The sequence below is a fragment of the Bdellovibrio svalbardensis genome (genome assembly GCF_029531655.1).
Taxonomy (GTDB): domain Bacteria; phylum Bdellovibrionota; class Bdellovibrionia; order Bdellovibrionales; family Bdellovibrionaceae; genus Bdellovibrio; species Bdellovibrio svalbardensis.
The window spans coordinates 660,741-673,367 of sequence record NZ_JANRMI010000002.1; the positions used below are offsets into that span (position 1 = coordinate 660,741).

General features: G+C 45.7%; 15 protein-coding genes. 7 read left to right on the plus strand and 8 right to left on the minus strand.

Annotated features, from left to right (window positions below; genetic code table 11):
- Positions 1–17 precede the first annotated feature (17 nt).
- Positions 18–1,391: a TIGR01777 family oxidoreductase gene (locus NWE73_RS08290; protein WP_277577838.1), complete on the plus strand. Its 1,374-nt coding sequence runs from the start codon at positions 18–20 to the stop codon at positions 1,389–1,391.
- Here the strand turns inward: NWE73_RS08290 and gloB are convergent, their stop codons facing one another.
- Both gloB and NWE73_RS08300 read right to left on the minus strand, forming a co-directional pair.
- The gene (gene gloB, locus NWE73_RS08295; RefSeq protein WP_277577839.1) at positions 1,392–2,150 is read right to left on the minus strand and encodes a hydroxyacylglutathione hydrolase; all 759 of its coding nucleotides are present in this window, start codon (positions 2,148–2,150) and stop codon (positions 1,392–1,394) included. It lies immediately after the preceding gene.
- Positions 2,101–2,964 carry an ATP-grasp domain-containing protein gene (locus NWE73_RS08300; RefSeq protein ID WP_277577840.1) on the minus strand — a complete coding sequence of 288 codons (864 nt, stop codon included), beginning with the start codon at positions 2,962–2,964 and terminating at the stop codon, positions 2,101–2,103. The genes gloB and NWE73_RS08300 overlap by 50 nt, the downstream gene beginning before the upstream one ends.
- A gap of 69 nt (positions 2,965–3,033) precedes the next feature.
- On the opposite strand from NWE73_RS08300, the gene NWE73_RS08305 reads away from it, so the two are divergent.
- Positions 3,034–3,483: a (2Fe-2S)-binding protein gene (locus NWE73_RS08305; RefSeq protein WP_277577841.1), complete on the plus strand. Its 450-nt coding sequence runs from the start codon at positions 3,034–3,036 to the stop codon at positions 3,481–3,483.
- Here the strand turns inward: NWE73_RS08305 and NWE73_RS08310 are convergent.
- A complete protein-coding gene (locus tag NWE73_RS08310) occupies positions 3,475–3,744 on the minus strand; it encodes a (2Fe-2S)-binding protein (protein WP_277577842.1) in 270 nt (89 codons plus the stop codon). The genes NWE73_RS08305 and NWE73_RS08310 overlap by 9 nt on opposite strands.
- A gap of 139 nt (positions 3,745–3,883) precedes the next feature.
- Between NWE73_RS08310 and greA the strand changes: the two genes are divergently transcribed.
- The 3 genes from greA to NWE73_RS08325 all read left to right on the plus strand — a co-directional run bounded on the left by greA (position 3,884) and on the right by NWE73_RS08325 (position 7,192).
- Entirely contained in the window at positions 3,884–4,369 is a 486-nt protein-coding gene (greA, locus tag NWE73_RS08315) for a transcription elongation factor GreA (protein WP_277577843.1), read from the plus strand.
- A gap of 64 nt (positions 4,370–4,433) precedes the next feature.
- On the plus strand, positions 4,434–6,407 hold the full coding sequence (locus NWE73_RS08320) for an AsmA family protein (RefSeq protein ID WP_277577844.1): 1,974 nt from the start codon (positions 4,434–4,436) through the stop codon (positions 6,405–6,407).
- Positions 6,407–7,192 (plus strand): glycerophosphodiester phosphodiesterase, encoded by a 786-nt coding sequence (locus NWE73_RS08325; protein WP_277577845.1) that lies wholly within the window; start codon positions 6,407–6,409, stop codon positions 7,190–7,192. Before NWE73_RS08320 ends, NWE73_RS08325 begins: the two co-directional genes overlap by 1 nt.
- Positions 7,193–7,285: 93 nt before the next feature.
- Here the strand turns inward: NWE73_RS08325 and tatA are convergent, their stop codons facing one another.
- Both tatA and NWE73_RS08335 read right to left on the minus strand, forming a co-directional pair.
- A complete protein-coding gene (gene tatA / locus NWE73_RS08330; protein ID WP_277577846.1) occupies positions 7,286–7,531 on the minus strand; it encodes a twin-arginine translocase TatA/TatE family subunit in 246 nt (81 codons plus the stop codon).
- Between the two features lie 93 nt (positions 7,532–7,624).
- On the minus strand, positions 7,625–8,119 hold the full coding sequence (locus tag NWE73_RS08335) for a hypothetical protein (protein ID WP_277577847.1): 495 nt from the start codon (positions 8,117–8,119) through the stop codon (positions 7,625–7,627).
- A gap of 238 nt (positions 8,120–8,357) precedes the next feature.
- Here NWE73_RS08335 and NWE73_RS08340 point away from each other — a divergent pair, with 238 nt between their 5' ends.
- Positions 8,358–9,299, plus strand: coding sequence for a TIGR02285 family protein (locus NWE73_RS08340; RefSeq protein ID WP_277577848.1), 942 nt, complete (start codon positions 8,358–8,360; stop codon positions 9,297–9,299).
- Here NWE73_RS08340 and NWE73_RS08345 read toward each other — a convergent pair.
- Positions 9,296–10,168: a hypothetical protein gene (locus NWE73_RS08345; protein ID WP_277577849.1), complete on the minus strand. Its 873-nt coding sequence runs from the start codon at positions 10,166–10,168 to the stop codon at positions 9,296–9,298. The two genes, NWE73_RS08340 and NWE73_RS08345, sit on opposite strands and share 4 nt — an antisense overlap.
- Here NWE73_RS08345 and NWE73_RS08350 point away from each other — a divergent pair, their 5' ends adjacent.
- Complete coding sequence (locus NWE73_RS08350; RefSeq protein WP_277577850.1) at positions 10,169–10,309, plus strand: hypothetical protein; 141 nt, start codon at positions 10,169–10,171, stop codon at positions 10,307–10,309.
- A gap of 6 nt (positions 10,310–10,315) precedes the next feature.
- Here NWE73_RS08350 and NWE73_RS08355 read toward each other — a convergent pair whose 3' ends face one another.
- Together NWE73_RS08355 and NWE73_RS08360 are read right to left on the minus strand one after the other, a co-directional pair.
- Complete coding sequence (locus NWE73_RS08355) at positions 10,316–11,521, minus strand: ABC transporter permease (protein WP_277577851.1); 1,206 nt, start codon at positions 11,519–11,521, stop codon at positions 10,316–10,318.
- Between the two features lie 23 nt (positions 11,522–11,544).
- Positions 11,545–12,516 (minus strand): ABC transporter permease, encoded by a 972-nt coding sequence (locus tag NWE73_RS08360; protein ID WP_277577852.1) that lies wholly within the window; start codon positions 12,514–12,516, stop codon positions 11,545–11,547.
- Between the last annotated feature and the right edge of the window lie 111 nt (positions 12,517–12,627).

Genomic DNA, 12,627 nt, shown 5'->3' on the forward strand with positions numbered 1-12,627 from the left:
CAATTGAGGAGATTGCTATGAATATCCTAATCACGGGTGCGACAGGACTTATTGGTAAAGAACTTGGTAAGGCTTTGGCTGAGAAAGGTCATAAGATTTTCGCGGTGACCAGGGATGAAAGGAAAGCGCGCAGTCTCCTTCCATTTCCCTGCGAAATCATTCCAGGTGACTTGATGAAAGGCGCTTTCAAAGATGATCGAATGCAGTCGATAGAGGCTGTGATCAATCTTATGGGTGAGCCGGTCGTGGGTTTGCGCTGGTCCTCAGATTTAAAAAAGAAAATTTACGACTCTCGCGTCTTGGGCACTAAGCATCTTGTTGAGTCACTTCCTCGCACCGTGAAGACCTTTGTCGCAGGTTCAGCCATTGGTATCTACGGAGATTGTGGAGACGAGATTTGCGAAGAAGGTCGTGGATCAGGCAAGGATTTTCTGGCGGCCCTCACGGTGGATTGGGAGAAAGAGGCTGCGAAGGCTCCGGGCAGGATAACCTTCATTCGCACTGGTGTAGTGCTGTCAAGTCATGGCGGTGCGATGGAACAAATGCTCTTCCCATTTAAAGCTGGTGTCGGCGGGATCTTGGGTGATGGCAAGCAATGGATGAGTTGGATACATATCAATGACATCGTTGGACTGTTTCTGTTTGCTTTGGAGAATTCTCAAGTTCACGGGCCTATCAATGGTGTTGCGCCGAATCCAGTCACCAATAAGGAGTTCTCAAAAACATTGGCGGAAAGCTTAGGAAGACCACTTGGGCTTCCAGTGCCAAAGGTCGCAATTAAAGCCATGTACGGAGAGGCGGCAGACACCATCGTCTGCTCTATTCGTGGCAGCGCGAAGAAGTCAGAAAGTTTGGGATATCAGTTTCAATACAAGGAGCTGAAGCACGCTTTGGATGAGATCTGCGCGCCATTCAAGGCCGGGGAAGAAATCTTCTACGCCGAACAATTTGTCTCTATTCCGCCAGAGGAGTTATTTACCTTTTTTAGAGAACCGCAAAATCTTGAGCAAATCACTCCTCCAAGCTTGAAGTTCGAGATTCAAGCCGTGTCAACGCCGCAGATTCAAGAGGGAACTTTGATTGACTATAATTTGAAAATTCACGGCGTTCCTGCAAAGTGGAAAACGGAAATTAATGAGTGGCATCCCCCTTATAAGTTTGTCGACAATCAGCTGAAGGGGCCATATAGCCTGTGGCACCATACTCATGAATTTCGCCCATTCTGTGGTGGTACCTTGATGGTGGATCGCGTGCGCTATCGTTTGCCCATGGGATATCTGGGTTGGCTTGTCGCGGGTGCTTTTGTTAAAAAGGACGTCACGCAGATCTTTAAATTTCGCAAAGAGTTCATTGCGAAAATGAACCTACATGAGAAAGAGATTCAGAGTTAATCACTGCTTATTGCGCAGTTCTCGCAAATAGGTGAACTGCTCAAGGGAGTGAGCCAGTAAGAATGGATTGACCTTGGTCTCGATGGCCAGTTTCAACGGGACAGAGGGCATGTTGATGCCGCGAAGATTGAGAAGTTGATTTTCATACATTTCAAGATCTTCGTCGTCCCCGGTGATGGGTGAGTCGTCGAGGCTGCTGAGCATTTTACAGAATTGCAGATTCATTTCTGTGTATTCATGAGTGCAGTAGATCAAAGTTTCGGGTGGAAGATTTTTAATGCGTTGAAGGCTGTTATACATTTGTTCATAAGTTCCTTCGAACAATCGACCGCAACCCAGGCCAAAAAGAACGTCGCCGGAAAAGAGCCATTTTAAATCATCATTCCAAAAAGCCACATGACCCAGGGTGTGCCCAGGCAGCTCCATCACTGAAAAATGCATAGAGCCCAGATCTATTTCGTCTCCCTCTTGCACCCAAAATTGACCATCAGGAATTTGCGATTTGTTTTTCATGGGGGCGAAGACGGGTGCTGGGTATTTTTCAATCAAGGGGCGAACCCCCGCGATATGATCCTTATGGTGGTGAGTGATCAAAACCCCCTTCAGAGTGAGGCCGTGCTCATTCAGGTAGGTCATAACTTTGCTGGCCTCGCCGGGATCAATAACCACCGCCTCCTGAGTATCGTCATCAATCAGAAGGAAGACATAGTTATCTTCGAAGATAGGTAGAAGTTCTACCCGAGGCCGAGTGGTGTTCATGCATTTCCTCTATATGTTCAATGATAGCACGAGCGACATTGACTGGAGTGTATTTTTCTATTCCTTCAAGACCCGGACAGGGGTTTGCTTCCAGGATCAAACTGCCTTTGTGTGTTCGCAATAGATCAACGCCGGCGATATCCATCTTTAAGGCGGCCGTCGTTTTTAAAACCAATTCTTCTTCGGTGGGCGAGAGGGTGCACACTTCACCCACAGCGCCTAAAGATAAATTGCTGCGAAAGTCGTGAGTCGATTTTCTTTTCATGGATGCAACAATCTTATCTCCCACGACGAAAGCGCGGATGTCTTCACCAAAAGATTCAGGAAAGGCCTCCTGAATCAGAAATTCCTCATTCATCGAGTTCACAAGCTGCTCAAGCTCTTCAGGAGTTTGAGCCAAAAACACGCCTTCGCCTTTGCTGGCTTCCAGTTTTTTTAGAATGCAGGGATAGCCTTTTTTCCAAAGAGCCCAAAGAGATTTGTCTCGTTCTGAGACAAATTCCGAGTATGGAGTTGGGATTTGATTTTCAAGAAACTCAACATAGGAGCGCCATTTGTTGCGAGCTTTCCTGTAGGCCTCCAAATCATTGATAATCACCCCTCCACGCGACGAGAGGCTTTCCAGGGTGAGGCAAGCTTCAGGAAACTGAAAGCTGCCCAAACGCGGAATAAGAACGTCAAAGTCTGCGAAGCATTTCGAAGCAGGCCAGGCCGGATCCCAGAGTAAACACGTATGTCCGCGAGATTGAATCTCCTCGACCAAGCGACGGGTGCTGTAGATCTCAAATTTTCGACTCAAAATGAGTACGTTCATCGCAGTTTATTTCTCGTCTTCTTTCTGGTCTTGGTAGTAAAGGGAATGTGATTTAGAATTCTAGCCTATATGGTGATTAAAGTCGAACTTGAGGGACGGGATTTTTTGCAGGTGGAGTGTGAAGGTGAGAATCTTCAAACTCCAGGTCGCGTGTTAAAAGTGGATATGAAGGGCTGTACCGAATTTATGGAAATGATGCAAAAAATGAAACGCCATTTTGGCGCGGACCTGTCTAAATGGCCCCTACCAGAGTCGAACGATCACTCCAGCATGCTTTTGCGTGAAATGATTTTGAAATTGCGTGGTGAGTGGAAGTTTCCTTATGAAGAGGCTGAAGTTTGTCATTGTCGGACTGTTGCAACTCACACTGTGGATCAAGCTGTGATTGCAGGGGCTCATACTCCTGAGGTTGTGACACGCCAAACTTCCGCAAGCACGGCTTGTGGAACCTGTCGTCCTGAGGTGCAGAAAATTATCGATTATCGTCTTGGTAAGACCCCGGGCAAAGTATCAGCCTGATTTTTTATCGCTGTCTTTAGGTCCTGCTTTTCCAGTTAAATCTTCAGTGAGTTTTTCTGGGAAGCGGCCGGTCTGGAGATAGTGATCTAGTAAGGGGCCAAGTTTTCGCCGGCAAGTGCCGCCACAAGGACCCACACCCGCAGAAGTTATATCAAAAATCTCATTCAAGGTGCGGGCGCCGTCTAAGATGGCTTTTTCAATGGTCTCCCGAGAGACATTGTTACAACGGCATACAATTTCGGACTTCTTCTTTTGGCCCATGAATTGATGTTACGCCGTACCTTTTTGGAGTGCAATGCGTCGAGTGATGACGCAGAGCGATTAGTCCAGGACCCTTCGCAAGTTGATAAAGCGGGGGGAATCCGGTAAAAGAATTGTCCTTCTAACAGTGGAGTTAAACATGGCCGGTCAAAATGATATCCTTCCTATGACAGTTCGCGGAAAAGCGCTGCTTGATGCAGAGCTTAAGAAGCTTTTGTTGGAGGATAGACCGTCTGTTATTTTAGCGATCGAAGAAGCTCGCGCACACGGTGATATCTCTGAGAATGCTGAGTATGAAGCCGCTAAAGAGCGTCAAGGCATGATTGAAGGTCGTATTGCTGAGATTCAAGGCAAATTGGCTGGAGCTGAGGTTATCGACGTGGCCGCAATTAAAGCGGACCGTGTTGTCTTTGGTGCACATGTTACAGCTGTGGATACAGATACTGAAGAGAAAGTGACCTATCAAATTGTTGGCGTTGATGAAGCTGACGTGAAAAAAGGTATGATCTCTATTCTTTCTCCTTTGGCTCGCGCTATGATCGGTAAAAAGGTCGGCGACACAGTTACTGTGATGAGTCCTAAAGGCGACAAAGAGTTCGAAATCCTAGCATTCGAATATAAGTAAACTTCCCTGGGAAATTATAAATAATTTTCCTTCCGGTCCATAGCTTTCACAGTCACAATAAGCTATGGATCGTCGACGAAACTCTGATAAAAATCTAGTCACTGAACAACCCGGTATGCGAGTTCTTGTTATCGGGTTGGCTGTTTCATTTTTCCTGGGCTATATCGCCAAATCAATGTTGTCGCCAGCGCGAGTCGCTGCGCGAATTGAAAAAGCCGCCAGTCATATTCATAAAGACGTCAAAGTTACTTTCGATAGCGCACAAGTCAGTTTGAGCAATGGCATCTTGCCGCGCTTTTCGGTGGTAATCACCAAGGTTCAACTCGAATCCACCGAAGCCTGCTGGATGTCGCCTCTGCTTGAGATCGATGAATTGCGTTTACCGATTTCTTTCTGGGGAGTGCTCACAGGAACCTCGCTGATTAAGAAAGTTGAAACTGACAATGTCGTTCTGACTTTGCGTGGAAATCTAAAAGATTGTGAAAAGAAAACAGAAGTTGCCAAACAGGAAGTGGCGACGACCACTTCGCCGTTGGTAAGTCTTTCGCCGAATGAACAGGCGCAAAAGTATAAAAATGCAGTGAGCGAGCTCACGATTCAGAATTTCAAGATACTTCTCAATGAGTATCCGCAATATCCATCGGAGTTTTTGGATTTTGCCATTAAAGTAAAATCGTTTGAACCCAAAGTGATTGAAGTCACCGCGAAAACACATTTATTACGTGATGAGCAGTATGGCGACTATCTTTCTCATGCGAATCTTTTCATCGAGTATAAAGAATCACCGGAGCCGCAAGTACAAGCGCATTTCTTTGGGAACTGGCGTGAAGGGCACTACAGTATGATTGGCAATTACACGATTGCCGATCATTTGTTGAACGTAGAGACAGATTTAAAGCATATCCCGCTCAGTCAGGTTTTGTCTTTGATGCAAACCTACAATCTGGCGTCCAAAGAGCTGAATGGAAAACAAGTTTGGATCTCAGCAAATGGTCGCATGACGGCGGATGTTCGAAAAATCAAGGAAGCTCCTGTTGAAGTGAAGAACTTCCGCGTGGAAGGTGATCTGGGGGAAATGTCTTCAGAGCAAATCACGTTTACCAGTCTGGAGCCCCTTCGCTACAAGCCTATCGGCATTGATGTCAAACGCATGCACGTAGGAAGATTGTTGAATTTCCTCAATCGACAACAAAGTCATAAAATTCTTGGCGATCTGGGAAGTTTTTCTGGACGTGCGGAAATTCGCTCAGAGAAATCCATTCGCCTGACGGGTGAACATACAGGGCTGGAGTTTATTTTCTCGAATAAGGGGCAAAGAGAACTGCAGGTGATTGATCGCATGTTGGGGGATATCAATCTCGAGGGAGATTATTGGACTTTCCAAGTTAAGCGGGTGGAGCCACGTGGTGGGAACTTCTTGGGAGCTGTAACTCTGAAGGCTGATCGTGATTTCAAAGAAGTCGACCTTAAGGCTCATATTGATGAAATGACTCTCGCTCCTCAGGTTCAAAAACTAATGACTAACGGCGGAGAAATTGGGATTGCGAGCTTGAATGCCGATGCCAAAATTTCTGATGGAAACTTAGCTTATTTGAAAGGCCTTTTGCGCATTGAAAAGATGAGTGTTGAAGGCATGGATTTCGGCAAGACTCGTGGGGAGTTCGACTTCCTTCATAATCAAATCACCTTGGCAACCAAGATTCAGTCTTTAAGCGTGCACTTGGAATCACCGGGAGCTGATTTGTTTCAGCAAATCACACAACCCGAATGGTGGAATGATCAAAAACTGGAGATGCAGGAGTTGAGTGGTCAGTTTCAGTTCAAAGATCTGAAGCGTCTACAATGGAAGAACTTCCAGGCGAAGCTGGGTAAAGACAGGCATTTGTCTGTGGATGGTTCCTGGGACGAGCAAGGTCAGCTAAAAGGGGCACTGCAAGTTCGAGATGGAAAACTCGCCAAAAAGTTTTTGCTTGAAGGAACTCGTGAAGAGCCCGTATTTACATCGGAAACACTGCCCGCCAAGCGCATGAGGAAATAATGATCATTCTTCTTGGTGTTGTTGCCTCTATCTTATTTTTTGCCGTCTATCGCCACTTCACATGGCGCGCGCAAGTATGGCCGACAGGAGCCATGGCTCCCGTAAAATATCAAGGTCACCGTGGTTACTGGAAGGCTGGAGTCCAAGAAAATACTCTGGCCTCTTTCAAGGCGGCGAAAGAGCGTGGCTTGGAGATGGTTGAAATGGATGTGCGCTTGTCCAAAGATCAGGTGGTGGTGGTATTCCATGACGATGATCTCAAGCGTTTGGCTCATCAACAAAAGGCCGTGTCGGAAATGACAGCCGATGAGTTGGCCCGTGCCGCTCAGGTGTGCACTCTTGAAGATGTTCTTATCAGTAAAGAGATCCCTCAGTTATTGAATATCGAATTGAAAACAAACCGCGTGCGTGACGGAGTTTTGGAAGAAGCGGTCGCAAAAGTTGTTCGTAAGCACCAAGCTGAAAAGCGCATTCTCTTCTCAAGTTTCAATCCTCTTTGCATTTACAGGCTGGGGAGGATTTTGCCAGAGGTGCCGCGTGCACTTTTAGCCAGTAAAGAAAATGATCCGACTAATAAGTTTTATCTGAAGCACATGTGGTTTGCGCCCTATATCGGCGCAAATCTTCTGCATTTGGATTATAAGTATGTTTCTTTGTCGGATTTGGCAAAATGGAAGAAACGGGGAGTGCCCGTCGCTTTTTGGACTGTGAATGATGCGCAAAAAGCCCGAGAGCTTTTAGATCATGGTGCGGTTAGTATTATCACCGACACACTTATTGGATAAAAAAAAGCCTTCATAAGTAGTCACTCATGAAGGCTTTGAAATTTAAAAGCAATTTTCAGTCCGCTCAAAAAAATCAGCTAAGCTGATTTTTGATTAAGAGTTGTGCGTCTCAGTGTGTTTTTGAGTCGTAGTTTGTTGCTGTTGTTGTTGTTGATGAGACACTTGCTGACGGTCGTCCTTAATGTCTTTTGCATCAACGTCAATTTCGTTCAAACCTTGTTTGAAGCCACGAATAGCTTTACCCAAAGATTGGCCTAATTGAGGCAAACGGCTTGGTCCGAAGAAGATCAAGAAGATCAAAGCAAGAAGTAGAAGATGCGTTACGCTAAACTCACCCATGGGTTCCTCCCAGTAAAAATCAGTAACTTAAACAGTTTACACGTTTTAAGCCGGTCTGAGAGGAAAATCAACGCTTGTCTGGCTGTTTCCTACTTATTCTGTTGGCATATCAATAATTTCGACCTGATCTGCGTCAGAAGCCTCTTTTTCGAGGGAATCTGCACTTTTACCCATACCTTGATCGGATCCTACTGCAACCACAGCAGCTCCTTCTGAGACAGTTTGTACCGGGGTTGCGTCAATATGGTGGGTTGTTTTAGCGGGCAATTGCTTCGCAAGACCTCGTACAGGCTGAGTGCTTTGGGCCTCTGCAATCGTGGGAGCTTTAGAAGCTTTTTTAGAAGAGGCTTGTCCGCCACCCATTTTTTTAAGCTCCTTGTCATACTTAGATTTTAAAGCAGACAATTCCTTTTGGTAGTTAGAGCGGATCTCTTCAACATGTGCGCTGCGAGCTTCTGTGACGCAAGAAGAGTAGGTTGATGCAGCGATTTCCTTGGCCTTAGCACGGCAAGTGAGTTCATACGAAGTCTGCGGGAATGCATTCGCCGTAAAGAAAATCATCGCAAAAAATGAGAATACTGTTTTCATAAAACACCCCATTGGTCTGTTTCAACTGACCTTCTATTAACAATATTTATGCCGGGTGATCTCCATTATACGAGGGGGTGAGGGGGGCGAGACTTTCTTTTTTTCATGGGCGTACAGGCAATTGTCAGCAAACACCGAGGATTCTCTTAGACGGAAAACACAGGCAAAGAACATAGGTTTCTTCTCAAATGTGAGTGCTAATATAAGGGCTATGACGGGGAACCATTGGAGATACTTTATGCGATTGTTGCCTCTGTGGATATTTGCCATTTCAGTTCTCATTTTGACTTCCTCAGTGGAAGTGACTGCAAAAGCACTGTCCGTAATGGTGGCGGAGCATGCGAATGTGGAGGCAGGTGTCGCTGAACCGGCACAAATTTTATGGGCGGTCCCCAATTGGCCACCGTTCTTCACAAGAGATAGGAAAGCTCCGGGTGTTTCCAATCAAATGCTGCAACTTCTGCAAAGTCAAATGATCGACTATCACCATGAGAATCTTGAGATCAATACGCCGAAATTGGTGGAGCTTTGGCAGCAGGGAAGAAATATATGCAGCAGCAATATTCTTTTTAATGGGGAGCGCGAGAAGTATGGCTATTTTTCGCCGTTGTGGGTCTATCCTCCTTTGCATGTAATTGTCAGAGAGGAGAGTCTGGCCTCATTCACCAAAGGTGCAAAGGCCATTAACGTTTTTGAATTGATTAAGAACTCTCACTTCAAAGGTATTCTGATCAAGGGGCGATCTTATGGTCCTCCGGTGGATGAAATCATCCCAAAGTTGTCTGAAAATGCATTCATCAATTTGATTTCACCTCTGGGAAACTGGAATGACTATTTAAATATGATATCGAACAATAGAGCCGACTATACGATTGATTATCCAAAAGTGGTGAAGTTGTTTAACGAAACGCATGCGGGTAATAAGCGGTTGGCGGCGATTCCGATCAGTGGTTATGAGAAGCCGTTTATCGTGCATGTTGCCTGTACGAAGAATCCTTGGGGAAGAGCAGTCATAAAAGAGCTGGATAGAAAGATTCAAACACTCGCCAAAGAAAAATCTTATCGGGATTTGCAGGAAAAACTTTTTGCCAATGAGCCTTCAGTTGTTCAGCAAAAAGATATAGATCAATTCATTTTGAAGCGAGCCAAGGGCCCCTGGTTCTGGGGCCCGATGGATTAAAAAACCAAGCGAGCTTCGACTCCGGTCAAGAAGTAATTGTACTTGGAAAAATCGTCTTTTTTCAAAATTGTCGTATAAGCCAATACGGGAACTATTTCAAAGCCTGGAGTCATTTCATAGCGCAAGCTGAAGGTGCCTCTGATAAGTTCATTGCCAGTTAATGTTGTGCCCACCATTCCAGAATCAGAAGTGAAAGTGGATGTGAAAGATCTCGCATAATCCAATGATACATTGGGATGATAGATATTTTGAATTTCTCCGTATGCTGAAAATTGATACGAACTGCCACCAGTTATCTTTCCAGAGTAAGTCTTTCCAGATGAAGTGACTTCGCCATCTCCATTTTGGTTCGCGGAGTAAAGGCCAAGAAAGCCGACGTTAAAAGTTGAAAAGGCGGATGTCATGCCAAGACTTCCGATGAAAGCCATTTGTCCTGTAGAGGTGTTGGACTCATTGTTGTCCCAATTTCGACGTGATTTCTCAGGGGGAATTTTAAGTCCTCCTCGAATAAAAAGAGTGGGTGTGCCGACTTCAAAATTTCCTTTGTATCCGAAGAACACATCCTCCATGCCATAGCTCTTTGCGTTTAGAGATGTCGTTGAATCTTTATAGTCTTGATTTAAGGAAGAATAAGATATTTCACCACCGAGCGAGTGGTTTTCGGTAAGACCGTAATAGTAAGTGACAGGAATTGAAGGTCCGGTGGCATCGGTTTTGCCTCCTGATTTGGTCTCCGCGTTGACACTTCGGTAGCCAACCCCAAGTCTGAAGTCGCTTTGTCCTTCATGCGGTGTCAGTGTTTGGTAGGTTGTTGTCATAGTAAAACCATAAACGGGGGCCAATACTAATAGTGTAATCACAAGTTTCATATGATGAAAACTCCTTCGTGTTTACATCTATTGTTGGCAAAAGATGTTCTGAATGGAAGTGAAAATACAGATGCAAAAAATAAAAAAACCGCAGACTTTAGCTGCGGTTTTTTACTGGTTTTTGATTTTGCTGAAAATTGAAACTGATTAACGGCGCATTGATTTCGGATCAATCGCGTCTTGAAGACCGTCACCCAAATAATTGAAGCTGACAGTCGTGATAAGAATCATAATACCTGGTAAGATCGCAAGGAACGGAGCTTGATAAATCAGCTCTTGCGCGTTGTTAAGCATATTTCCCCAGCTTGGAGTTGGTGGCATAATACCCAGGCCCAAGAAGCTCAATGCGGCTTCGAACAAAATAGATTCACCCACGCCTAAAGTAATAGACACCAACATCGGTGCAATCACGTTCGGGAACATATGGCGAACAATGATAGTTCTGTCTTTGGCACCCAAAGTGCGAGCGGCCAATACGAATTCACGCTCACGCAAAGACAAGATACTGCCACGGACCAACAAAGCGACGGTCATCCATGAGAACAAGCAGAGGATGATGACCATTTTAACAATACTTTCATTGGAGGTACTGACCAGGGCTTTAAGCCAAGGGATCTTTGATAGATCAATCGCCGCAATGACGATCAATACAGGAATCATCGGCAATGAAAGAAGACCATCGGTCACGCGCATTAAGAGGGCGTCGATAAAGCCGCCATAGAAACCCGCGATACTTCCGATCAATAGACCAACCAAAGCAGACGCAATCGCGACCAGGATACCAACACCCATTGATACGCGAGTTCCATAAACCAGGCGGATGAAAACATCGCGGCCCAATTCGTCTGTGCCGAAGAGGTGATAGGTATCAAAGCTCTTAAATAAAGATCCCAGTTCTTTGGCCTCTGGCGTGTCCAGGGCTTTTAATCCCGCAATAGCCTCAGGGATGTCTTTGTTTGCAAGGTCAAAGAGCGCATCCGTTGGATTTGCAGATTGAACAATGCCTTTTTCGATCAGCAGAGTTTGCAACTTCGCCGCAGAATCTGGGTGAGCTGCAATGAAGCGTTCCACTTCAGTTTCGCGCACGTCCGGACCGGCTTGCGCATGAGTCATCGGAGCCAAATAGCGATTTGCCACGTTCTGTGCATCGGGATCCAGGGCGGTAATGCTTTGGATCTGATTTGCAAAGATCGAAACCAGTAAAAGGAAAGAGATCACGAAGGCACTGACCACTGCGGGTTTATGATCCAGAAATTGATTCAGGACCATCTTCCACATGGGTTGGGCTTTTTCGAGATCAGCTCTGTCTTTATCAGACAATTGATGAGGCAATGTAATATCAGTCATAGTCATTTCGTTTCCTGACACGAGCACACCTATTTGTAAGCGATTCGAGGGTCGGCGAAGCCATATGAAATATCTGCGATCAAGTTCATAAGAAGAACCATCGCCACAGAGATCACAAATGAAATCATCGCTACGTTATAGTCATTACCAATAATAGAGTCGTAAACAAGTTTGCCCACACCTTGATAAGCAAAAACCGTCTCGGTCAATAAAGCACCAGAGAACAAGCTTGAAATGCTCACAGCAAGAATGGTGATCAATGGTATCAAAGCATTTCTAAAGCCATGCTGCCAGATCACAGTGTGGTTTGAGAGTCCTTTGGCGCGAGCAGTACGAATGAAATCATTGCGCATAGCTTCGGCCATGGAAGAACGAGTAAAACGAGAGAATCGACCGATCTGTTGGATCGACAAAGAAAGAACTGGCAAAACCAGATATTTCGAACGATCCAGAATATCAGCCCAGAAGCCCATTTCGCCTGCGCCTATAGTTTGTGTTCCACCTGCAGGGAAAAGAGGAATCTTAACTGCAAAAGCGATAATCAAAACGATAGCGAGCCAGAAGGAGGGAATAGAAATCCCACCAAAGGAGAGAAGGCTGACAAAGGTATCGAGTCGACTTCCTGGTTTGAGTGCAGAAAGAACGCCCAAAGGAACGGCGATAAGAATAGAAAGAGCCAAAGAGATAAATGAGAGCAGGAACGTATTCCATAGACGTGGGCCCATGAGTTCTTCCACGGGCACACGGTAAGTTCTGCTGTAACCAAGGTCACCAGTCAGAATGGAGCCCATCCAGCTGCCATAACGTTTGTAGATCGGTTGATCTAGTCCGTATAGTGCTTTCAGACGAGCCACGTCTTCTGCAGTGATCTTAGGGTTTGAGGCCACCATCATGTCTACCGGATCACCCGGCATTAAGCTCATTAAATAGAAGACCACGAAGGATAGTACAACTATCACAGCGAGGGTTTGTAAAATACGACGAGCAATAAATGTAGTCACAGGTAGGGTCCTCCGGTCGGCTGTTGAAAAAGGCTCATCTGACTGCGTTGTCGGGAGTTGTCCTCGCTCCGACGTACTGGAAGTACGCCTGCGCTGCGGGAACTCCCTCCG